At 71.1% G+C, this 20,683-nt stretch carries 20 protein-coding genes; 7 read left to right on the top strand and 13 right to left on the bottom strand.

What is annotated here, in order from left to right:
• Positions 1-86: 86 nt before the first annotated feature.
• The 7 genes from ACRC20_RS02540 to ACRC20_RS02510 form a co-directional block, all read right to left on the bottom strand.
• Complete coding sequence (locus ACRC20_RS02540) at positions 87-1,097, bottom strand: Acg family FMN-binding oxidoreductase (protein WP_438684767.1); 1,011 nt, start codon at positions 1,095-1,097, stop codon at positions 87-89.
• A 124-nt stretch (positions 1,098-1,221) separates the two neighbouring features.
• Positions 1,222-2,931, bottom strand: a complete 1,710-nt coding sequence (locus ACRC20_RS02535; protein WP_438684766.1) for a sensor histidine kinase — start codon at positions 2,929-2,931, stop codon at positions 1,222-1,224.
• A 36-nt stretch (positions 2,932-2,967) separates the two neighbouring features.
• The gene (locus tag ACRC20_RS02530; protein WP_438684765.1) at positions 2,968-3,624 is read right to left on the bottom strand and encodes a response regulator transcription factor; all 657 of its coding nucleotides are present in this window, start codon (positions 3,622-3,624) and stop codon (positions 2,968-2,970) included.
• Between the two features lie 57 nt (positions 3,625-3,681).
• Complete coding sequence (locus ACRC20_RS02525; RefSeq protein WP_438684764.1) at positions 3,682-4,602, bottom strand: universal stress protein; 921 nt, start codon at positions 4,600-4,602, stop codon at positions 3,682-3,684.
• A 56-nt stretch (positions 4,603-4,658) separates the two neighbouring features.
• On the bottom strand, positions 4,659-5,291 hold the full coding sequence (locus tag ACRC20_RS02520; RefSeq protein ID WP_438684763.1) for a CBS domain-containing protein: 633 nt from the start codon (positions 5,289-5,291) through the stop codon (positions 4,659-4,661).
• Between the two features lie 150 nt (positions 5,292-5,441).
• Positions 5,442-6,251: an SHOCT domain-containing protein gene (locus ACRC20_RS02515; RefSeq protein WP_438684762.1), complete on the bottom strand. Its 810-nt coding sequence runs from the start codon at positions 6,249-6,251 to the stop codon at positions 5,442-5,444.
• Positions 6,252-6,323: 72 nt separating this feature from the next.
• Positions 6,324-7,736, bottom strand: coding sequence for an APC family permease (locus tag ACRC20_RS02510; protein WP_438684761.1), 1,413 nt, complete (start codon positions 7,734-7,736; stop codon positions 6,324-6,326).
• Positions 7,737-7,821: 85 nt separating this feature from the next.
• Between ACRC20_RS02510 and ACRC20_RS02505 the strand changes: the two genes are divergently transcribed.
• Both ACRC20_RS02505 and ACRC20_RS02500 read left to right on the top strand, forming a co-directional pair.
• Entirely contained in the window at positions 7,822-8,454 is a 633-nt protein-coding gene (locus ACRC20_RS02505) for a TetR/AcrR family transcriptional regulator (RefSeq protein WP_438684760.1), read from the top strand.
• On the top strand, positions 8,451-9,632 hold the full coding sequence (locus tag ACRC20_RS02500) for a DmpA family aminopeptidase (RefSeq protein ID WP_438684759.1): 1,182 nt from the start codon (positions 8,451-8,453) through the stop codon (positions 9,630-9,632). The genes ACRC20_RS02505 and ACRC20_RS02500 overlap by 4 nt, the downstream gene beginning before the upstream one ends.
• 9 nt (positions 9,633-9,641) lie before the next feature.
• Here the strand turns inward: ACRC20_RS02500 and ACRC20_RS02495 are convergent, their stop codons facing one another.
• The 3 genes from ACRC20_RS02495 to ACRC20_RS02485 are packed head-to-tail and all read right to left on the bottom strand — an operon-like array spanning position 9,642 to position 12,085.
• Positions 9,642-10,469 (bottom strand): HpcH/HpaI aldolase/citrate lyase family protein, encoded by an 828-nt coding sequence (locus tag ACRC20_RS02495; protein WP_438684758.1) that lies wholly within the window; start codon positions 10,467-10,469, stop codon positions 9,642-9,644.
• A 1-nt stretch (position 10,470) separates the two neighbouring features.
• On the bottom strand, positions 10,471-11,169 hold the full coding sequence (locus ACRC20_RS02490) for a DUF3159 domain-containing protein (protein ID WP_438684757.1): 699 nt from the start codon (positions 11,167-11,169) through the stop codon (positions 10,471-10,473).
• Positions 11,150-12,085 carry a TauD/TfdA dioxygenase family protein gene (locus ACRC20_RS02485; RefSeq protein ID WP_438684756.1) on the bottom strand — a complete coding sequence of 312 codons (936 nt, stop codon included), beginning with the start codon at positions 12,083-12,085 and terminating at the stop codon, positions 11,150-11,152. Before ACRC20_RS02485 ends, ACRC20_RS02490 begins: the two co-directional genes overlap by 20 nt.
• 83 nt (positions 12,086-12,168) lie before the next feature.
• Here ACRC20_RS02485 and ACRC20_RS02480 point away from each other — a divergent pair, with 83 nt between their 5' ends.
• The 3 genes from ACRC20_RS02480 (at position 12,169) to ACRC20_RS02470 (ending at position 15,450) form a co-directional block, all read left to right on the top strand.
• Positions 12,169-12,744 (top strand): TetR/AcrR family transcriptional regulator, encoded by a 576-nt coding sequence (locus ACRC20_RS02480; RefSeq protein WP_438684755.1) that lies wholly within the window; start codon positions 12,169-12,171, stop codon positions 12,742-12,744.
• Positions 12,745-12,879: 135 nt separating this feature from the next.
• Positions 12,880-14,448: an FAD-dependent monooxygenase gene (locus ACRC20_RS02475; protein WP_438684754.1), complete on the top strand. Its 1,569-nt coding sequence runs from the start codon at positions 12,880-12,882 to the stop codon at positions 14,446-14,448.
• A 60-nt stretch (positions 14,449-14,508) separates the two neighbouring features.
• The gene (locus ACRC20_RS02470) at positions 14,509-15,450 is read left to right on the top strand and encodes a DUF4436 family protein (protein WP_438684753.1); all 942 of its coding nucleotides are present in this window, start codon (positions 14,509-14,511) and stop codon (positions 15,448-15,450) included.
• Here ACRC20_RS02470 and ACRC20_RS02465 read toward each other — a convergent pair.
• Positions 15,447-15,929, bottom strand: a complete 483-nt coding sequence (locus tag ACRC20_RS02465; RefSeq protein ID WP_438684779.1) for a DoxX family protein — start codon at positions 15,927-15,929, stop codon at positions 15,447-15,449. The genes ACRC20_RS02470 and ACRC20_RS02465 overlap by 4 nt on opposite strands.
• A gap of 160 nt (positions 15,930-16,089) precedes the next feature.
• Complete coding sequence (locus tag ACRC20_RS02460; RefSeq protein ID WP_438684752.1) at positions 16,090-17,274, bottom strand: glycosyltransferase family 4 protein; 1,185 nt, start codon at positions 17,272-17,274, stop codon at positions 16,090-16,092.
• 1 nt (position 17,275) lies between these two features.
• Between ACRC20_RS02460 and ACRC20_RS02455 the strand changes: the two genes are divergently transcribed.
• A complete protein-coding gene (locus ACRC20_RS02455) occupies positions 17,276-18,127 on the top strand; it encodes a class I SAM-dependent methyltransferase (RefSeq protein ID WP_438684751.1) in 852 nt (283 codons plus the stop codon).
• 117 nt (positions 18,128-18,244) lie between these two features.
• A complete protein-coding gene (gene eccA, locus ACRC20_RS02450) occupies positions 18,245-20,074 on the top strand; it encodes a type VII secretion AAA-ATPase EccA (protein ID WP_438684750.1) in 1,830 nt (609 codons plus the stop codon).
• Here eccA and ACRC20_RS02445 read toward each other — a convergent pair whose 3' ends face one another.
• Entirely contained in the window at positions 20,075-20,671 is a 597-nt protein-coding gene (locus ACRC20_RS02445; protein ID WP_438684749.1) for a class I SAM-dependent methyltransferase, read from the bottom strand.
• Positions 20,672-20,683: the final 12 nt, after the last annotated feature.

Genomic DNA, 20,683 nt, shown 5'->3' with positions numbered 1-20,683 from the left:
GCCCGCGCGGCGGCCCGTGCCGAAGAAATCTCACAGATTCGAGATCGAGCCTGGACGAAGCCGCGGGGCGGCGGTCCTGCCCAGCGCTAGACCCGTGTCTCGTCGAGCTGGGCGGCGGACAAGGGGGCCAGGATGTCGTGCGCGGGGCGGCGGTAGGTCTCGATCAACGGCGGCAGGCCCTTGAGCGGCCAACCGAGGCGCAGCACGATCTGCGGGTGCAGCCCGCCGGTCACGCGCTCGCGGATCTGGTCCCTGGTGTCCCGCAGCTCCAAGGCCTCCGAGAGCGGACAGGCGGCGAGCCCGCTCGAAGCCGCTTCGAGCAGCACCGCGCTCATCGCCTCGCCCGCGCGCAATTGCGCCGAGCGGTCGTCCTCCGTCGTGCTCAAGGTCAAAAGCTCGCCCCCGGCTTTCTCCGCCCCCTGCGGCGAAGCCCCCCAAAGCCACGGGTTGGAGAACCGGCGGCCCGGTATGCCGCCCGCTCCGGGCGTGACCGGCGGGGTGTTCGCGGCGGGCACGCCCTCGTCCGCGAAATGCTTGCCGCTCCACCGGGCGAGCTCGCATCGGTAAGAGGGGTCGTTCAGATGCCGTTGCGCGGCCCGCAGCGTGGCGGCGACCAGCTCGCCGCAGCCTGCCTCGTCGGCGACTTGCAGCACGGCCCCGTGCGCCGCCGCGCGGCGGGCGAGCGATTCGAGCAGGAAGGCGTCGACCGGCTCGGGCGAATAGGCGCGGCGGTCTGAGCGGCGCGCCGAGATGGCGGCGCTGAGCCCGACCTCGACCGAGGTCGGCTGGTGGCGGTGGAGCGTGATCGTCGCGAGGTGGTCCGGCTTCGCGGGATTGGGCAGCCTGCGAGTCTCCGAGCTCCAGCCGAGCGCGGCGAACGCGACTTGGCAGTGGTGCAGCGCTGCTCCGCAGCTGAGCAGCAGGTCCCGGCCGTCGGGGTCGGCTTCGACGAGCCGCCGCGCGGGGTCCGCGTCGAGGCGCACGCTTTCTCGGCCTGCGCGCCACAGCCAGGGCTGCGTGTTGTGCACGGACGGGGCCCGCGCGGCAAGGGACACGGCGGTTGTGACGGTGTGCTCGTCGGGGAAGGTCCGGCTCATCGCGAACTCCTTTGCTGGGTCGACAGTTCCAAGCTGCCGGCCTCCCTGCCGTTGCCCTAGGGGCGAAGGTCTTCGGCCAGGGGGACTTTCGGCCATTCCCTGTGCCGCCCGCCGCCGGGGCCGCTCAACGGGGCAGCGGGGCGCTCCACACGAGGCGGGCGCCGCCGTTCGGCCCTGGGCCCGCCGTGAAATCGCCGCCCAGTTCGGCGGCGCGCTCGGCCAAGTTGCGCAAACCGCTTCGGGCGACGCCCTCGGGGATCCCGTCGCCGTTGTCCAGCACGTCGACCACGAAGTTGTCGTCGACCGAGACGGCGACCGAGAGCTCTGTGGCGTTGGCGTGGCGGACCGCGTTGCTCACCGCCTCGCGCACGACGGCCTCGGCGTGCTGGGCGATCTCGGCGGGAGTCACGTCCAACGGCCCGGTCATCCGCACGGCGACGCGGATGGCGGCGTCGTCGGTGAGCGCGGCGACGACGTCGCGCAGCACTTTCCGCAAAGACGCCTCTGCCTGATTGGAGGAGTGCAGGTCGAAGATGGCCGTCCGGATGTCCTGGATGACGTTGTGCAGCTGGTCGATGTGCTCGGCCAGCCGCGTCGCCACGGCGGGGAGCTTCTCGGACCGGCGGTGGGTGCCCTGCATGCCGAGGCCGATGGCGAACAGCTGCTGGATGACGTGGTCGTGCAGGTCGCGGGCGATCCGGTCCCGGTCGGCGAGCACGTCCAGCTCGTGCTTGGCCGAGCGGATCTCCGCCTGCTCCAAGGCGAGGGCGGCCTGGTCGGCGAACGAGGCGACGCTGCCCAGCTGGTCGTCGTCGAACGTCGCGCCGCCTTTGCCCCGGACCAGGAGCAGCACTCCTGCGACGGCCTTGGCGCTGCGCAACGGCAGCACCAGCGCCGGGCCGAATGCCACGTCCGTCTTGGCGCTGAGGTCGAGGGCCAGCTGCGAGACGTTGCGCGGGGTGTGGTCGCGGAACACCGCGCCCGAGGTGGAGCCCGCGACGGGGATGGCCGCGCCTGCCGTCGACCGCTCGTCCAGCCCGGCGCAGACGACCACGCGGAGCTCTGCGGCCTCCTCGGGCTCGGCGGCGATGTCGTCGGGAAGCGCGATCAAGGCGTAGTCCGCGTCCACGAGGCCCGCCGCCCGGACCGCGATCAGGCGCAACGCCGTCGTCGGGTCCGTGCCGCGCAACAGCTCGGCGGTGATCTCGGCCGTCGCCTGCAGCCGCTGCTGGCGGCTGCGGGCCTGCTCGTAGAGCCGCGCGTTCTCCACCGCGATGCCCGCCGCGCCCGCCAACGTCCGCACGACGACCTCGTCGTCCTCGGTGAACTGCTGGCCGCCGCGCTTCTCCGCGAGGTACAGCCTGCCGAACACTTTTCCGCGCACCTGCACGGGGACGCCGAGGAAGGATCGCATCGGCGGATGGTTCGGCGGGAATCCGATCGACGCGGGATGGTCCGCGATGTTCTCAAGGCGCAGGGGCTTCGCCTCGTCGATCACCACGCCGAGCACGCCGTGGCCGGTGGGCAGCGGCCCGATGAGCTTGCGGGTGGTCTCGTCGATGCCCTCGTGCACGAATTCGGTGAGCGACCCGTCCCTGCCGAGCACCCCGAGCGCTCCGTAGTGCGCGTCTACCAGTGTGATCGCGGCCTGGACGATTTTGCGCAGCGTCGCGTCGAGCTCGAGGCCGGAGCTCACCGCGACCACCGCGTCGAGGAGCCCGTCCATACGGTTCTGCGTTTCGGCGACGATCTGCTCGATCCGCCCTTGGATCTCGGCGAGCAGTTCGCGAAGCTGCGCTTGTGCGAGCCCTTCGGTCGCCCGGCGTTCGGTCACGGCTTCATTATCGCTCGTGTCCGACGCGCCGCGCAGTCACTCCGTGGCCAGGCGGTGGCGCTCCCGCTCGTGCAGGCTGGTGACCAGGACGGCGGCCTGGGTGCGGCGCTCCAGGTCGAGTTTGACCAGCAGCCGCGACACGTAGTTCTTGATGGTCTTCTCGGCGAGGAACATGCGCTCCGCGATCTGCCGGTTCGTCAGCCCCTCGCCGATGAGCTCGAGGAGCGTGCGCTCCTGCTCGCTGAGCCCGGCGAGCGGCGAATGCTGGTCGGCGGGGGCCCGCAGCCGGTTCATGAGCGCCGAAGCGGCCCGGTTGTCGAGCATGGACTTCCCGGATCCGACGGTGCGCACGGCGGCGATGAGCTCCATGCCCTTGATGTCTTTGATCACGTAGCCGCCCGCCCCGGCCAGGATGGCGTCGAGCATGGCGTGCTCGTCGGTGTAGGAGGTGAGCATGAGGCAGTTCAGGCCGGGCAGTTTGGAGCGCAGCTCCCGGCACAGCTCGACGCCGTTGCCGTCGGGCAGGCGCATGTCGAGCACGGCGACGTCCGGCTGGGCGGCGGGTATCCGGGCCAGCGCCTCGGCGACGGAGGCGGCCTGGCCGACGACGGTCAGCCCCTCGTCCTCCTCCAGCAGGTCTGCGACGCCGCGGCGCACCACTTCGTGGTCGTCGACGAGGAACACAGTGATCATGCGCTCGCTCCCTTCAGGGTCGAGTTCCAGTGTGGCGCCTCGGGCGGGTCTTGGCCATCATGCCTTGTCCTTCCGGGAGGCGTGCGGCCGGACGACGAGGACCGGGCAGTGCGCGTGATGGATGAGCGCGCGTCCGGTCGAGCCGAGCAGCGCGCCGACGAGCTCGCCCCGGCCCCTGCTGCCGACGACGACGAGCTGGGCCTTCTTGGAGTGCCGGACGAGGGTGTCCTTCGGCGACCAGCTGACGATCTCGCGACGCACCTGGACGTCCGGGTATTTCTCCTGCCAGCCCGCGAGCCGCTCGGCGAGGATCTCCTCGTGCCGGTTCTTCGCGTCGTCCCAGTCCGCGAGATACTCGGTCCCGTAGGTGTAGATGGTCGGCGAGGGCAGCTCCGCCCAGGCGTGCATCGCGACGAGCTCGGCCCCGAGGAACGAAGCCTCCTCGAAGGCCCACGCGACGGCCTCTTCGCTGCTCGGCGAGCCGTCGACGCCGACGACCACAGGCCCGTCGGCGTGGGAAGCCCCGCCCTCTTCCGCCTCTCGCACGACCACCACCGGGCTGTGCGCCCGCGCCGCGAGGTCGATGGCGACCGATCCGGCGAGCAATTCGGCGAAACCGCCCGTGCCCCTCGCCCCGACGACGGTGAGCAGAGCCTCTTTGGACAGCTCGACGAGCGTCGCCGCAGGCGGCCCGGACAGCTGTTTGCTGTGGATCTCTGCCTTCGGCGCGATGGCGCGGGCTGTGCGCTCGGCCTCGGCGAGGAAGGCCGTGGTGCTGTTCTCCATGGCGTCGAAGAAGCTCTGCGAGAAGCCGAGGTTGTAGCCGAACGCGATGCCGGTGTAGTCCACCGAGTGGGCGAGGCAGAGCGGCGCGTTGCGCCGCACGGCCTCAGCCGCGGCCCAGGCGACCGCCTGGAGGGCTGTGGCCGACCCGTCGACTCCGGCGACGATGCTGCGGGGTTCGTGCGCGGTGCTCATTGCTGATCTCTTCCTTCCGGGGTTGACGAGGCCGGTCGGCGCCTGGCCGCCTGCGTTCATGCGGGGAGTTCGCTGCTTTCGAGGTTGAGGAGCTTCACGGCGGTCACGCCGGGAATCGAGTCGACGAGCGCGGTGACGACCATGGGGTCCTCGGCGGCGCTGATACGGCCTTCGACTGCGACGGTCCCGTTGTTGATCTCGACGGCCCACTGCTGGGCCCCGGCGTAATGCGACAACCGGGCGCGCACGTCGCGCAAGATCGCCCGCTCGTCGCGGGAGAGCGCTTTGAGCAGGTCGCGGCGGGTGACGATCCCGACGACATAGCGGTCTTGCAGGACCGGGACGCAGCGCGCGCCCTCTTCGGCGAGCAAGGCCGCCAGCTCCGAGGCCGGGCTCCACAGGCTCGCGCCCGCGCTCTGGACCCGCATCGCGGATTCCACGGTCGAGGCGACCGGGTGGTCGCTGAGGGAGGCCTGCACGCGCATCAGCTCGTCCTCGCCGACCATGCCGACGAGGTGCTTGTCCTTGTCGACCACGGGCAGGCTGGTGAATCCCCGCGCGGCCAACACGGCGGTCGCCTCGTGGATCGACGTGTCCGGCGTGACGGTGACGACCGGACTGCTCATGATGTCGCGGGCCCGCATCTCGCTCTCCTCGTCGCTGGTGTTCCGCCCGATCGTTTCGGACACCTTCGACGCTATGCCGCGCGAGAACTCCGGAATATGGCCGAAAGTCCTCAGCCCGCCGGGACTTCGGGCACCGACAAGCCCAGTCCGGCCCGCTAGGCCCGGGCGGGCCTGGCCGTCGGCCCGCTCGCCGCGAGGGATTTCAGCCCCGTCTCACAGCCTGCCGAGCAGCTCCGTCTTCTTCGCGGCGAACTCTTCGTCGGTGAGGACGCCGCGCTGGTGCAGCCCGGCGAGCGACTCGATGGCCGCGATGATGGCGCCGTGGTCTCCAGGCGCAGGGGGAGCAGGCTCGGGCGGCTGCGGCTGCGGCTGCGGCGGTGACTGCGGCGCGAAGTGCGGCGCGAAGTGCGGCGCGGGGTCGGCGAGGTGCTGCGGGGCGGGAGCCGGAGCGGAGGCCTCGGCCGCGTGTTGCGCGCCGAGCTCGCGCAGGCTCGACACGTCGAAGGTGCCGAACTGGCTGGTGAAGCTGACCGTGCCCGTGCTGCCGCCCTGTTGCTGCTGCACGCCGCCGATCTGATGGTCGCCGGTGTCGAAAATCCTTGTCGCCCCGCCCGCCTGGACCGCCAGCCGCCGGGCGCCCGGGAAGATCGCGTAGCGCGCGTCGTTCTGCCCGCCTGTCGAGCTCGGGACGCCGAGATCGGCGGGCCACCAGTTGGCCGAGGCGAACGCGCCCGGAGCGGCTGCGGGGAACACCGTGGTGCTCGCGAGCAGTTGGGACAGCTCGCCGCACAGCGAATCGACGCGCGCTTTGAGCGTGTAGTTGAACATGTCCCCGACCATCGTCATGCCGCCCTGCATCCATTGCCCGGACCCGCCGAGCTCGGGGATGGCGAACTGCGCCATAGTGCCGCCGCCCGCGTTGACGGCGAGCAGCATGGCCAGCACTGCCTCGCGGCTGAGCCCGTGGCGGTTGGCGATGTCGGCGATGGCGTTCTCGGCCGCGGGGGTGACCGTTGCCTGCATGGTCTGCACCTTTCGTCGCGTTGATGCTACGCCGAGACTGCGCAGCCCGCGCGGAGTCCGGCAGCCGAGCGCTCAGGCGGGCGGTTCGGGCAGCGACCATCGTCCGCCGAGCCGGGGTCGGAGATAGCAGCGGTAGTACAGCGCGCCGAGCACGAGCATCCCCGCGCTCATCGCGACGGGCGTCCAATTCGCCCGGACGGCGCTCCAGGCGATGAGCGCCATCGCGGCAATGACGACCAGCGGGGGCAGCGGCCACCACGGCATCGAGTATCCGCCGTTCCTCGGCTGCTTCCGCACGAGCAGCGCGGCGGCTGCCACGACGGTGTACAGGGGGATCAGGCTCGTCCCGGTGGCGACGACGAGCCAGGGCAGCGGCACCGCCGCCGCGATCGAGGCGGCCGCCCCGCCCACCGCCAGCGTCGCCGCCACCGGCGTGCGCGTGCGGCGCGACACCCGGGAAAGCGCCGCGTCCATGCCGAGCGGCCAGCTTCCGTCGCGCGCGGAGCTGAACAAGAGCCGGGCCATTTGCAGGACCAGGGCGATGACGGCGTTGATGATGGCGACCGCGACGCCGAGGCTGACCACGACGCTCGCCGTATGCCCGGCCCGGGTTTCGAGGACGTAGCTCATCGGGGCGGCGCTGTGGAGCAGGTCCGCCATCGACGGCGCGCCGACGACGACCGCCGCGAGCGGGGCGACCTCGATCACGACAGCCGCGGCGAGGCACGCCAGGACGATTTTCCCGATGACCCGGCTCGCGTCCCTGGTCTCTTCGGCGTAGTAGACGGCGGAGCCGTAGCCGTTGTAGGAGAACAGCGCCACCGGTATCGCCGCGACCACCATGACGAGCCGCGCGTCTGCGATTGCCGCCCCGTCCGCCATGGTCGCGCGCAGGAATTCCCCCGGGCCGCGCGCCGGGTGGGCGAAGCCGACGACGGTCAGGACCGCGATGGCGGCCACCTCCACGAGGAGGAATGCCCCGGTGACCCATGCGTTGGCCCGGATGTGGGCCAACGCGAGGACGGTCGTCGCCGCGATGACCGCGACGCCGATCCATTTCCCGCCCAATCCGGGGACGGCCACACCGAGGTAGTCGCCCGCGCCGAGCGCCACGACGGCGATGACGAGCAGCCCGGTCGACATCGTCAGCACGAACGCGGCGAAGCCTGCGGTCCGGCCCAGCAGTCGAGCCGCCCAGGTGTACTCGCCGCCCGCGATGGGGTAACGGGCGGCGAGCTCGGCGTAGCACAGGCCGACCGCGACGCAGAGCCCGGCGGCGGCGAGCATCACGAGAACGGAAGCCCCGCCCGCCGCGAGCAGGACCGAGGGCACGATGACGAACACGCTCGACGCGGGGGTGATCGCGGAGAGCGTGATGAGCACCGCGTCGCGCGCGGTCAAGCTCCGAGACAGCTCCTGGACGTAGGCTTCTGGCGCGACCGGGCCGGAGGCGGCGCCACGAGCGTTGCCTATTTCTTCATTCATAATGAAATCTTTGACTATAAGTGCTGCTTGTATAGATTTTTCTCGAAAACATTATGTTAATCTCGAATCAGATAAAGGAGATGCGATGGCGCGAAGGAAAAACCAAGAAGAAGCCCGCGGGGCTTTGCTCGCCGCCGCGCTCGCCGCAGTCGGCACATCGGGTCCGGACGGATTGCAGATCAGGGACGTGGCCCGGGCGGCCAACGTCACCACGGGAACGGTGCACTACTACTTCGACGACCGGGCGACGTTGCTCCGCGCCGTGCACGCGGCGGCTTCCGACCGTTTCTTCGCCGCGCGCCTCGAGCTGGCCACTTCCATCGCGGACGGCAGGGAGAAGATCGAAGCGCTCATCGAGTCGGGCCTTCCGTCCGCGGGCGGGGACCCGTTGGTCGCCTCGTTGTACCGATTGGCCGCCTATCGGGCTTCGAGCGCGGAGCACGGGGAGCTGCTCGGCGCGCTGCACGACAAACAGGTCGCCGTCTACGCGGTCGCGCTTGAGGCAGGCGTCGCCCAGGGCGTGTTCGCGCCCATCGCCCCGACGCTCACCATCGCCCGCCACCTCGTCGCGCTCGAAGACGCGTACGGGTTGCACATTGTCGGCGGCAATCGAACGTTGACCAGGGCCGACGCGATCGAGCTGATCTCCGCGTACGCGCGGATGGCGACCCGATGCGCGGACATCCATCGCCGCGACCACGAGGGGGCGGCGCTATGACGGCCCCGCCCGCCGGTCCCGCAGGCTTCTCGCCGACGGGCAGGCCCCGTGCCCGAGCGCTCGGCTGGGCGCCGGAGGGCGTCCCCGGGCCGTGGAACGCGATCACCGACGTCCCGGGGGTCGAAGTCGGCTACCGCACCTTGGTCTCGGGGTCCGGTCCCCTCGTCGTCGGCGAGGGCCCGGTGCGCACCGGCGTCACCGCCATCTTCCCCCGTGGACGGGACGGGACAGGCCGTCCCGTGGCGGCGGGCCTGCACACGCTCAACGGCAACGGCGAGATGACCGGAGCCGCGTGGATCGGGGAGACGGGACAGGCGGCGCTGCCGATCACGATCTCCAGCACGCACGCGGTCGGAGCCTGCCACACCGGGACGATCCGGTGGATCAACCGGCGCCACCCGGCTTTGGCGCGCGAGTGGTTGTTGCCGGTGTGCGCGGAGACCTGGGACGGCTACTTGCACGATATCAACGGCGAGCATGTCTCGCCGGACGACGCTGTCGCGGCGCTCGACGGGGCGGCGCGCGGACCGCTCGAAGAAGGATCGGTGGGCGGCGGCACGGGCATGAACTGCTATGGCTTCAAGGGCGGCAGCGGGACGGCCTCGCGCCTGGTGCCGTTCGGCGGGGCGGACTACACGGTCGGCGTGTTCCTGCAGGCCAACTTCGGCTCGCGGCACGAGCTCGTGATCCGTGGCCGGAACGTCGGCACGCTGCTGGACGTCCCCAACCCGATGGAGGAGGGCGACTGGGCCCATGGCGCGGCGAGCGCTCCGGGGGGAGCCGGGTCGGTGATCGTTGTCGTCGCGACAGACGCGCCGTTGACGGGGCACCAATGCGCGGCCCTCGCCCGTCGGGTGCCGCTCGGCCTGGCCCGCACCGGAACCTCGGGCAGCGTGTTCTCCGGCGATCTGTTCCTCGCGTTCTCGGTGGCGAACGACCGCCCCTCGGACACCGGTTTCCCGACCGGCAGCCCGAGCGAGGCGGAGCTGGTCGCGTCGGTCGCCCTGCCGTGGAACCGGATCGACGCGCTGCACGCGGCCACGGTGCAGGCCGTCGAGGAGGCGGTGCTCAACGCCTTGGTCGCGGCCGACACCATGGTCGGGCGCGACGGGCACGTCTCGTACGGGCTCCCGGTTGGCGAGGTGGGCGCGCTCTTGGGCTCCGGCGGGGGAGCCTGAGCGGGGCGATCAGTCCTGCTCGCCCCGCAGGCCGAGCGACTCGGCCTTGGCGATGAGCGCTGTGGCGCGGTGCAGCCGGGGCAGGTCGCTGCCGTCCGCGGGCTTGCCGCCGCTGCTGTTGAACTGCTCGACGAACTCTTCGGCCCACCGCACGTCTTCGGCGGACGGGCTGAGGCCCGCGTTGATGGCCGGGGCTTGGGCGGGGTCGAGCGCGAGCTTGCCGGTCATGCCCATCGTCTTGGTGAGGGCGACAGCCTCGGCGAGCCCGTCCGCGCCGCGCGTCGGCCCGTCGATCGGGCCCGGCAGATGCGCCGCGCGGGAGGCGACGACCAGCTGGGAGCGGCTGTACGCCAAGGCGAGCGGATCGTTCGCCGCCCCGATGTCGAGCGTGTAGTCGTTCACGCCGAACGCGATCCGGAAACACGGCCTGGCCCCGGCGATGTCGTGCACGCGGGCGAGGCCGCGCGCGGTCTCGACGAGCGCGACGACCGGCACGTCGCCGAGCCGGGCGGCGGTGTCCCACACGTGGTTCCCGCCCTCCGTCTTCGCGAGCACGACCCCTTTGAGCCCGCCGGCGCCCGCCAGCTCGCGGCAGTCGGCGGACCAGAACTCGCTGGAAGCGTCGTTGATCCGGACCCACGCCCGGTTGCCCGCGTTCAAGAACTCGACCACGCGGCGGCGGGCGGATTCTTTCTCGCTCGGGGCGACCGCGTCTTCGAGGTCGAGGATGACCTCGTCGGCGGCGGAGGCGAGCGCGGGCTCGAAAGCCGCCTCGGCCCCTGCGTTCACCAGCAACCACGACCGCGAGACTTCCGACGCTATCGGCACGGCCTCCATGCTAGTGCGTGCCGGTTCCCATCGCGACGGGAAGGGCCGGGCCATCCGCCCCGCTGCGGCGGATCGCGTTGTCCGCCCGGACGATCAACGGGTAGACCGCGACGAGCACGGCGACCGTGAGCGGCCAGCCCATGACGAGCCGGGCGGCGGCGAGCCACCCGACGTGCCCGGCGCGGTAGAGGCTTTGCTGCACGGCGAAGCGCGCGAGATGGACGAGGACGGTCGCCCCGGTGGCCCAGCTGAACGCCCGGACCGCCTCGTCCGCCCGCCGCCACGCGAGGCCGTGGCCCAGCGCCCACCCCCAGAGGTAGCCCATGAGCGGGCGGCGGGCCGCTATCGACGCGAGCCCGGCCACGGCGACTCCGAGGCTCGTCCATATCCCGATCGCGTAGAAGTCTTCGGCTTTGCCGGTGTTGAGGGCCAAGCACAGCGACACGACGAGCAGGACGAGCCCGAGGAGCGCGGGCCGGGCGGGCAGGCCGAGCGCGGCCCGGCCCGCCACGACCGCGATTCCCGCTCCGGCGGCCGCGACAGCAGCGGGAGCGAGTCCTGCTGTCGCCGAGACCACGGCGAACACGGCGGTCGGGGCGACGGCTTGGACGAGCGCGGGCGCCCCGCCCAGCCGGTCCGCCGCGACCCGCCACGGCGCGGCGGAGTCCGCCGGGCCTTCCGCGTCCCGCTCAGGCGGCCGAGGAGGCAAGGGGCTTGGGGGTGTCGATGACGGAGTACTCCGAGGCGTCGCCCGCGACGACGCGGCTTTGCTCGCCCGAGGCGTTGGCCGGGACGTCGCCCGCGAGGGTGACGCGGCGCATGACCCTGCGGTGGTCGCCGTAGTCGGAGACGGCGTAGTGCTGGGTGGCGCGGTTGTCCCACATCGCCACGTCGCCGGGCGCCCAGTTCCAGCGGATGGTGTTCTCCAGCCGGGTGGTCCGGTCGTGGAACGACCGGAGGAGCGCCTGGGACTCCTCGGCCGAGACGCCGAGGATCCGTTTGGCGAACGCGCCGAGCAGCAGGGCGCGCTCGCCGGTCTCGGGGTGCGTGCGCACCACCGGATGCTCGGTCTCGAACCGGACCGAGGCGAACTTGGCCGCTGCGCCGCCTGCCATGCTCCGCGCGAGCGCCTGCTGCTCGACGGAGAGCGCCGCGTAGTCGAACTCGTTGGTGTGCACGGCCCACAGCCCGTCGGCGAGGGCCCGCAACGAGGCGGGCAGCTGCTCGTAGGCGGTGGCGGTGTTGGCCCAGCAGGTGCTGCCGCCGTACGGGGGGAGCGTGACCGCGCGCAGGATCGAGGCCTTGGGCGGGCGGTCGCAGAACGTCACGTCGGTGTGCCACCGGTTGGCCCGCCCGCCTTCCTCGGAGTCGAGCGCGAGCACTTTGACGTCGGCGGACCGCAACGTCGGATGCGCGGAGGTGGGGACGCCCATGCGTTCGGCGAACGCGTACTGCGCGTCGTCGTCGAGATGGTGCTGGCCACGGAAGAAGACGACTTTGTGCTCCAGCCACGCCCGGTGGACAATTTCGAGGGCCTTCGGGTCCATGTCGCCCCCGAGCCGGACCCCGTCGACGCGCGCCCCGATGTGCTCGCCCAGTTTGGTCACACTGACCCCAGTGTCCATAATGTCGTTCCTTTCCTGGTCAGCGATAGCGTTCTCTTGCATGTAGTCAATTGACTACGGGTGGTGGATGCTAGTGTACACGAATGACTACAGACGCTGGTGCGACGAGTGCCTCGCGCGGCCCGAAGCCGGTCGGCAAGGAGGAGGTCGTCGAGGCGGTGCTGTCGGCCGCCGCGTCGCTGTTCGCGGAGAAGGGCCCCCGCGCGACGTCCGTCCGCGAGGTCGCGGCCCTTGCCGGGGTGAACCACGGACTGGTGCACCGGCATTTCGGCAGCAAGGACCGCCTTCTCGGCGCGACGTTGCAGCATTTGGCCGACACGGCGACGGCGGCCCGCGAGTCCGGCGCGGGTCCGGAAGGGGCCAGAGCGGTCGGGGAGCTGCACATGCGGCTGATGCTGCGGGCGATCCTCGACGGCTACCCCGTGGCCGAGCTGCAGGAGCGCAAGCCCGGCCTGCAGTCCTTCCTCGGCCAGGTGCTGCCCGAGTTCGAGGACGAGCGCCAGGCCCGGCTCGCCGCCGGGCACGCGGTGGCCCTGCAGCTCGGATGGCGCCTCCTCGGGCCGTTCCTCCGCGCGGGCCTCGGGCTCGACGATCTCGCCGACGAGGAGCTTTGGGAGGCGGTGAACGCGGAGGTCCGCCGCATCACCACAGCGGGCTGAGCGGGTCTGGACGGGCGAGGAAGAACTCTCCCCGCCACTCTCAGTATAGGGCCCGCAGGGGGGCTTGCAGCAAGGCCCGACCGGGGGGCATACTCGCTGGCCGAGCGCAGAATCTGCGCAGAGAGGGAGTGTCGAATGACGGAGACCGATGTGGCCGATGTGATCGTCGTCGGCGCGGGGCCGACCGGCCTGATGCTGGCTGGCGAGCTGCGCCTGGCGGGAGTCCGGACCGTGGTGCTGGACCGGCTGCCGCAGATCCGGCCGGTGGCGAGGGCCGGGGGCCTTGGCGGGCGGATCTTGGACCTGTTGCGCTACCGGGGCCTGTTGGAGCGCTTCGAGGCCGCCTCGCCGAGGCCGCGCCCGACGCCCCGTTTCCCCTTCGGCGGGCTGCACATCGACTTCACACCGCTCGAGCAGCCGCCCATGGCGGCGGTCTCGCTCCCGCAGCCGCAGCTTGAGGAGCTGTTCGGCGAGTACGTCCGCGAGCAGGGCGCCGAGCTGCGGCGCGGGCACGAGGTGGTCGGGCTGAGCCAGGAGGAGGGCTCCGTGACGGCCCATGTGCGCGGGCCGCAGGGCGTCTACCAGGCAAGCGCGCAGTACCTGGTGGGCTGCGACGGCGTGCACAGCCGGATCCGCGAGATGGCCGGGATCGCCTTCCCCGGCGTCACGTGTCCGGAGGTCGAACGGCTCGCGTCGACCACGATGCCGAGCTCGGTGACGCTGCGCGCGGACGGCGACTACGACGTCGAGGGCTACGGCAGGCTCCGCTCGGGCTACACCCAGACTGAGGGCGGCGTCTTCGCCGTCGCGTCGTACGGGCCGGGCGACTTCGGCGTGTACACCAGCGAGAACGAAGACCACGAGCACGACGACGACGTCCCGATGACCCTGGACGAGCTTCGGGGGAGCATCCGCCGCGTGCTCGGCGCGGAACTGCCGCTCGGGGAGCCGACCCGCCTGACCCGCTTCACGTTCGGGGCGCGCAACGCCGAGCGGTACCGGGCCGGGCGGGTCCTCGTCGCGGGCGACGCCGCGCACCAGTTCCCCTCCGGCGGCGTGGCGCTCGGCGCGGGGATGCTCGACGCGGCCAACCTCGGCTGGAAGCTGGCCGCCGAGATCGCGGGCTGGGCCCCCGACGGGTTGCTGGACACGTATCACGACGAGCGGCATTTCGCTGGCGAGCGGACATTGCTGCACACCCAGGCCCAGGCGGCGCTGCGGCGCGGGCACGACCCGGCCTCGGCGGCGCTGCGGGAGCTTTTCCTCGAGCTCGTCACCGCCGACGAGGCCGCGTTGCGGCGGATCGGCTCCCTCATCGCGGGCTCCGACATCCGCTACCCGGCGCCTGGTTCGCGGCACCCGCTGGCCGGAGCCTTCGCGCCCGACCTCGCGCTGCGCGCCGATTCTGGCCCGACCAGCGTCGCGGAGCTCATGCGCGCGGGCAGGCCGGTCTTCCTCGACCTGGCGGGCCGCGCGGATCTTCGCGAGGTCGCGGCGCAGTGGCAGGGCCGGGTCGAGACGCGCGAGCTGGTCGCGGACGGCCCGCCCGCCGACGCGCTGCTGATCCGTCCGGACGCCCATATCGCCTGGGCCGCCGAGCCGGGGGAGCCCGCCGAGACTGCCGCGCCCGCGTTGCGCGGCGCGCTCGCCCGCTGGTTCGGCTCCCCCTCGGCGACGGCCCCGCCTGCTGGGCTAGAAAGGTAAACTGCCGAGGGCTCGTCCCGCCATGCGCGGGCGGGCGGAGCACCTGAGGAAAGGCCGGGCATGACAACGACGACTCGGGGCCCTCTGCGTCTTCCCAACATCGGCAGGATCAGCCTCTTGGTGCTTGTCGTCGTGTTGCTCGCGGCGGGAAGCGTCTCGCTGTACTGGGCCGAGCGGGATAAAAGGGACCAGGCGACCGTCCTCGGCGACAGCACCGCGCCCGACCAGGCGGGGATCCTCGTCCTCGTCCAGAAGATCGACCCGAAGACGGCGACGGTCAGCGCGCAAGTGCGGCTGCTCGGGGCGGGCTTCCTCATGGACGAGGGCAAGCATGCCTTGAAGGAAGACGTGACCATCCTCAGCAACGCGGTCGCGAACTCCACCGTGACGTTCAAGGCGGGCGAGCGCCCGGAGTTCGTCTCGGTCAAATTCGGCCTCTTCAACGGGGTCCTCACGGACTACCCCTTCGACAGCTACACCACGAACTTCGTCTTCCAGGCATTCTCTGGGACGGCGCCGAACCTGCGCCCGATCCCGCTCCACATCGTCTTCACCAACATCGACTCGTTCTTCCAGCTGGCGCCGCAGCAGGAGCAGAGCATCCGGCTGCCCCAGGGGCTTGGGAACATCAAAACGATCACGCCGCCCGAGGGGACGTTCGTCGCGGCGGCGACAGTGGAGCGCTCGACGAGCACGGTCGTGTTCGCCGTGTTCATCATGGTGTTCATGTGGAGCCTGACCATCGCGGCGCTCATCGCCGCCTGGTACGTCGGCAGCGGCAGGCTCGGGCTGTTCTGGTCCGGGCTCGGCTTCCTCGGCACGCTGCTCTTCGCGCTCATCCCGCTGCGCAACGCCGTCCCGGGCGACCCGCCGATCGGCTCGCTCATCGACTTCGCGGCGTTCTTCATCGCCGAGGGCGTGGTGTCGATCTCGATGATCGTCACCGTGCTCCACGGCTACCACATCGAGGCGAAGAAGAAGCAGCAGGAGATCCTCGACTAGTCCGTCGAGGCGTGCTTCCGGGACGAGGCCGGGGTTGCATCGTGCGCGCCGCGCCGCGCCCGGAGCAGCCGGTCAAGGGACCAGCGGGGCAGCCGGTCAAGGGACCAGCGGGTCTCTGGGGCGAATGCGAGGAGGAGGAACGCCCAGCAGTAGACGGCGGCGAACGCTCCGCCGTTCTCCAGGGGCTCCCAGTTCCAATGCTCGGGCAGATGCGTGAAGAAGTACGCGTATGCCATCGTGCCGGCGCCGAGGATCGCGAAGAGCCTGGTTCTGAGTCCGACGACAAGTGCTGTGCCGATGGCGATCTCGAAGATCCCCGCCCACCAGTACGGCCAGTTCAAGAAGGGCTCAGGGTGGCCGGAGCCGGTCGGGGAGCCGCTCCACCACCCGAAGATCTTCTGCGTGCCCTCCAACCAGAAGATAAAGCCGAAGACGATGCGGGACAGCGTGGGGACAAGCTGGCTAAAAACCGTTTTCATATCGCTCATGGCTGACAGATTAGGGCGGCCTTGCCGCCGACCGGGGGATTTTTCGGCTTGCGGAGAGCGTTGTCACGCCGTGGAACACAGGGGCCGGAGCGGGCAGCGGCCGAGTCGTCGCGGGATGTCGGGCTTCCCCAAGTTCCCGCCCGGACGGAGGTCACCGGTCGTTCGACGGCCCGACCAGCCCGGAGACCCGATCGCCGCGCACCGCCGCTTCGAGGACCTGGCGCACGCCGGTCGCGGTCTGGGACCAGCTGAACTCCCGGGCCCGCCTGCGGGCCTTCTCGCCCAAGGACTCGCGCAGCCGGTGGTCGCAGACCAGGCCGCGCACGGCGGGGGCGAGGGCGTCCTGCCCGTCGACGAGCAGCCCGGTCACGCCGTCGAGGATGGAGTCGGTCAGCCCGCCGCTGCCGCTGTAGCCGACCGTCGGCACGCCGTGCAGCGCGGCTTCGATCACGGCGAGCCCCCATCCCTCGGCCATCGACGGCATGACGTGCACCCAGGCCCGGGAGAGCACTTCGTGTTTGCGCTCCTCGTCGACTCTGCCGTGGAACACGACCGCGTCCGCGACGCCGAGCTCGCGCGCCCGGCGTTTGAGATTGCCCGCCCACCAGCCGTCCCCGACGACGTCGAGGCGCAGCTCGGCGAGCCCGTCCGCGCGCAGCGCCGCCAGCGTTTCCAGCACGTCCTCCACGCGCTTGTGCGGCACGAGCCGGGTGAGGACGCACAAGGTCGGGCGGGGATCCCGCGTCGCGGGGCCGCCGACGGGGGAGCCCTCGGGGGGGTGGTCGACCCCGGCGCGGACCACGGCGGCCCGCTCGCGCGCAACGCCGAGCCGCACCAGCCCTTCGAGCGAGGGGAGCGAGACGGTGAGGTACTGGGCTCGGCGATGGACCCATGGCGAGGCCGTGGACTCCAACCACCAGCCGAGCTTGCCGAGCAGCTTGCCCGCCACCGGCCATTGCTCCTTGTGGCAGTGGTGCACCAGCACCACCACCGGCGCGCGGGTCGCCAGTTTGGCGAAAAAGCCCATGCCGTTGTGGGTGTCCACGACGACGTCCGGGCGGAAACCCGCGAGGCCGCCGATCCCGAACCGGGCCAGGGCCAGCGCGGCCAACGCCCGGGGATACACGGTGAGCCTGCCGCCGCCCCTGGAGAAGCGCATGCCCGCGCGCGTCTCGGCGCGCGTCGAGCCGGGGTGTCGCGCGGTGCGGACGACGACCTCGACGCCCTCCTCGGCGAGCAGCTCGCCGACCCGCTCCAAGTACTGCTCGCTGCCCCCGCCTTGCGGATGGGTGGTATCCCGCCAGCTCAAGAGCAGGACTTGGGTAAGCTGAGCCATAATGGTCACCGAGCCTAACGCAAAGACCTGGCAGCGCGCTGTCAGGTCGGCCCTGGCAGAGGGCGCGACGCTGCGCAGATCCCTCGGCCTCTTGCGGGCCTTCCGATTCGAATCCTCCGACCCCGACCAGTTCTACGACCCGCTCGCGCAGGACTGGGTGCGGATCCTGCTCGCGTCGTGGCGGGCCTGGCGCCCGGAAGCCGGCCCCTCGACGCTGCGCGCGTTGGACGTCGGCGGCGCGGAAGGCCGCTCGGCCGTGGCGCTCGCCGGGATCGTGGAGCGCTCGGCGCTCGTGGACGCCGATCCCGAGGGCTGCCGAGAGGCGCTGGCTGTGGGCGTGCTCGCGGTCCAGGGGGACGGGCAGCGCTTGCCGTTCGCGGACAACACGTTCGACCTCGTCGCCTCCTCGAACGTCGGCGAGCACGTCCCCGAGCCGTGGCGGCTCGCGGACGAGCTGCTGCGCGTCGCCCGTCCCGGCGGGATGGTCGTCTTCTCGTACACGGTGTGGCTCGGCCCGTTCGGCGGGCATGAGACCGGGCGGTGGCACTGGCTGGGCGGGCGGTACGCCGCCCGGAGGTACGCCCGCGCGCACGGGCACGCGCCGAAAAACCTGTTCGGGACTTCGTTGTTCGCGGTGAGCGCCGCCGCCGGGCTGGATTGGGCGAGGCGGCTGCCGCCCGGCGCGACGCTGCTCGCGGCGCTGCCCAGGTACCACCCCCGCTGGGCGTGGTGGATGGTGCGGCTGCCGTGGCTGCGGGAAGTGTTTGTGAGCAATCTGCTCCTCGTGGTCGGCAAGAAGTCGGACGGCCTTGCGCCTGGACCTGGGGCTGCGCGCTCTGGCCCGTCCAGATAGAATGGCCCCCGGAGGTCTCTTCGCGAAGACTAACGCAACGCGTCCGGCTTGAGGAGGCGTTGCTTCGTGAAGAACCTCCCGATACTTACTCGTCCACGTCCTACACATGGGGGCACCTTGTACGACACGCGCGCGGCCCGAAGGTCCTTCGACATCGGCATTCTTTCTTTGGGCATCCCCATCGACGGCCAGGAAGCCCCGAGGGACCTCGCCCACGCCCGCAAGGCCTTCGAGCTGGCCTCGCGGCAGGACCCGACGATGAGCGACGCGTGGCTCGGACTTGCCGCCATGCTGGCCGAGGCGAAGGAGGTCGCCACCCCCGAGGTCGTCAACCGGCTCTATGAGAACGGCGACCGCAGTCTGTTCGCAGAGCACCGCCGCCTCGGCCTGCCGCCCCGCACGCTCGGCGGGCGGTTCCCCACCGGCCTGTACATCGACTACCCGCTCTCGGACTGGAACGAGATCCAGATGGCGAAGGCCTCCCTCTTGATCCGGGAGCAGAGCTTCGACCAGGCGGAGCAGTTGCTCAGGGATTTGCGCGAGCGCACGGGCGGCAAGTTCCCCATCGTCGACTACATCACCGGCTTCCTGTACTACGGCACGCAGCTGTGGCCGGACGTGCTGGTGGCGTTGCGCGAGTCCTCAGGCTGGACGGACCAGTTCCTCGCGTCGGGCGCGCATCTCATGGTCGGCTCCTCCTGCGCCCAGCTGGGCCTGTTCAGCCAGGCGGAGCAGCGGTTGGAGCGGGCCGAGGCGGGCGTGATCCCGGCGGCGCGGATCGCCGCGAAGTACAGCCGGGGCCTGGTGTTGCGCGAGCAGGGCGAGGCGGAGAAGGCGCGCGCGATCTTCGAGGGGATCTATGCCGAGGCTCCGGAGTTCGAGGCGAACAAGCGGGCCATGCAGGAGACGACCTTCCGCATCGTGACCACCAACCCGGAGCGCATCGCGCTGCGGACCAACCGGTGGGACCCCGCGTCCGCGCCCTCCGAGGAGGAGATCAAGAAGCAGGAGGACGCGGAGGCCGAGGAGAAGCGTTCCGCGGACAACGAGATCCTGCTCGCCGAGGCGCAGCAGGAGCTCGACCTGCAGATCGGCATGACCGAGGTCAAGCGGCAGGTCGCGCGGCTGCAGGCCACCGTGCAGATGGCGCGGTTGCGCGCCGAGAAGGGCCTCGGCGGCGGCCAGGCCAAGAGCCAGCACCTCGCCTTCACCGGCCCTCCCGGGACGGGCAAGACCACCATCGCGCGGGTGGTCGCGAAGATCTACTGCGGCCTCGGCCTGCTCAAGACGTCGAACGTCTTGGAGACCAGCCGTAAAGACTTCGTCGGCGAGCACCTCGGCTCCACGGCGATCAAGACCACGGCCCTGATCGACCGGGCGATGGACGGCGTGCTGTTCATCGACGAGGCGTACACCCTGCTCCAGAGCGGCCTGTCCGGCGGCGACGCGTTCGGCAAGGAGGCCATCGACACGCTCCTGGCCCGGATGGAGAACGACCGCGACCGGCTCGTCGTGATCATCGCCGGGTACGACAACGAGATCGACCGCTTCCTCGCCGGGAACGAGGGTCTCGCCTCCCGGTTCGCCAAGCGCATCCAGTTCGAGTCGTACACCCCGGACGAGCTGGGGAAGATCGCCGAGTTCCAGGCGAAGCGCCGCGACTCGATCATCACGCCCGAGGCGATGCGGGAGTTCATCACGCAGACCCAGCGCCTCTACGACCAGACGAAGATCGCTTCGAGCGGCCAAGAGATGCGTCTGGTCGACCTCGCGGGCAACGGTCGTTTCGTCCGCAACGTCATCGAGGCGGCGGAGGAGGAGCGCGAGTTCCGGCTCACCCAGGGCGATATCGACCCGGCGGATCTGACCGAGGAGGCCCTGATGAGCATCACCGCCGAGGACTTGCGGACCGCTGTGTCGAGCGTGGTCTCCGCCAACCGCTTGTAGTCACACCGCGCGGCGCAGCTCGTACCAGCGCATGCTGCCCTGCCGTTGCAACGGCCCGTGCGGGCCGACGCCCGAGTCGACGAGCGCCCAGTCCTGTCCGAGGGCGCGCAGCAGCTCGGCCTGGCCGATCCCGCGCACCGGGCCGCCTTCCCCCGGCAGGAAGCCGACGAGCAGCAGCGTGCCGCCAGGGGCGGCGAGCGCGGTGACTTCGCGGGCGTACCCCGCCCTGGTCTCGTCGTCCGTCCCATGCAGCAGGCCGAAATCGAGGACGAGGTCGAAACCGGGCGTGAGCCCGGCCTCGCGCAGTTCGGCCACATCGGATCGGACGAAGTCGACGTCCGCGCCTGCGGCTGCCGCCTTCCGGCGGGCTTTCTCAAGCGCTTTCGGGGTGAAGTCCACACCGGTGACGCGCCAGCCGTGCTGGGCGAGATAGATCGCAGCGTCGCCGGTGCCGCAGCCCACGTCGAGCGCCCGGCCCGGGGGAAGCGCGCTACCGCCTTCGACGAGGCTCGTCAGCCGGTCGGGCCGGAGATGGCCGTCCCATGGCGTGAAGCCGACGAAGTACATGGCCCGAAACAGCAGCTGATGGTAAGCCATGTCACAATTTTA

The organism is Segniliparus sp. (genome assembly GCF_051660745.1).
In the GTDB taxonomy this organism is placed as follows: Bacteria; Actinomycetota; Actinomycetes; order Mycobacteriales; family Mycobacteriaceae; genus Segniliparus.
This window is presented reverse-complemented; position numbering and strand designations above follow the sequence as displayed.

Bases quoted from the DNA above. Each gene is read 5' to 3' on its own strand.
- ACRC20_RS02540 (WP_438684767.1), bottom strand. From the start codon at position 1,097: ATGAGCCGGACCTTCCCCGACGAGCACACCGTCACAACCGCCGTGTCC.
- ACRC20_RS02530 (WP_438684765.1), bottom strand. From the start codon at position 3,624: ATGATCACTGTGTTCCTCGTCGACGACCACGAAGTGGTGCGCCGCGGC.
- ACRC20_RS02525 (WP_438684764.1), bottom strand. From the start codon at position 4,602: ATGAGCACCGCGCACGAACCCCGCAGCATCGTCGCCGGAGTCGACGGG.
- ACRC20_RS02515 (WP_438684762.1), bottom strand. From the start codon at position 6,251: ATGCAGGCAACGGTCACCCCCGCGGCCGAGAACGCCATCGCCGACATC.
- ACRC20_RS02510 (WP_438684761.1), bottom strand. From the start codon at position 7,736: ATGAATGAAGAAATAGGCAACGCTCGTGGCGCCGCCTCCGGCCCGGTC.
- ACRC20_RS02505 (WP_438684760.1), top strand. From the start codon at position 7,822: ATGGCGCGAAGGAAAAACCAAGAAGAAGCCCGCGGGGCTTTGCTCGCC.
- ACRC20_RS02500 (WP_438684759.1), top strand. From the start codon at position 8,451: ATGACGGCCCCGCCCGCCGGTCCCGCAGGCTTCTCGCCGACGGGCAGG.
- ACRC20_RS02495 (WP_438684758.1), bottom strand. From the start codon at position 10,469: ATGGAGGCCGTGCCGATAGCGTCGGAAGTCTCGCGGTCGTGGTTGCTG.
- ACRC20_RS02485 (WP_438684756.1), bottom strand. From the start codon at position 12,085: ATGGACACTGGGGTCAGTGTGACCAAACTGGGCGAGCACATCGGGGCG.
- ACRC20_RS02480 (WP_438684755.1), top strand. From the start codon at position 12,169: ATGACTACAGACGCTGGTGCGACGAGTGCCTCGCGCGGCCCGAAGCCG.
- ACRC20_RS02475 (WP_438684754.1), top strand. From the start codon at position 12,880: ATGACGGAGACCGATGTGGCCGATGTGATCGTCGTCGGCGCGGGGCCG.
- ACRC20_RS02470 (WP_438684753.1), top strand. From the start codon at position 14,509: ATGACAACGACGACTCGGGGCCCTCTGCGTCTTCCCAACATCGGCAGG.
- ACRC20_RS02465 (WP_438684779.1), bottom strand. From the start codon at position 15,929: ATGAAAACGGTTTTTAGCCAGCTTGTCCCCACGCTGTCCCGCATCGTC.
- ACRC20_RS02460 (WP_438684752.1), bottom strand. From the start codon at position 17,274: ATGGCTCAGCTTACCCAAGTCCTGCTCTTGAGCTGGCGGGATACCACC.
- ACRC20_RS02455 (WP_438684751.1), top strand. From the start codon at position 17,276: ATGGTCACCGAGCCTAACGCAAAGACCTGGCAGCGCGCTGTCAGGTCG.
- ACRC20_RS02445 (WP_438684749.1), bottom strand. From the start codon at position 20,671: ATGGCTTACCATCAGCTGCTGTTTCGGGCCATGTACTTCGTCGGCTTC.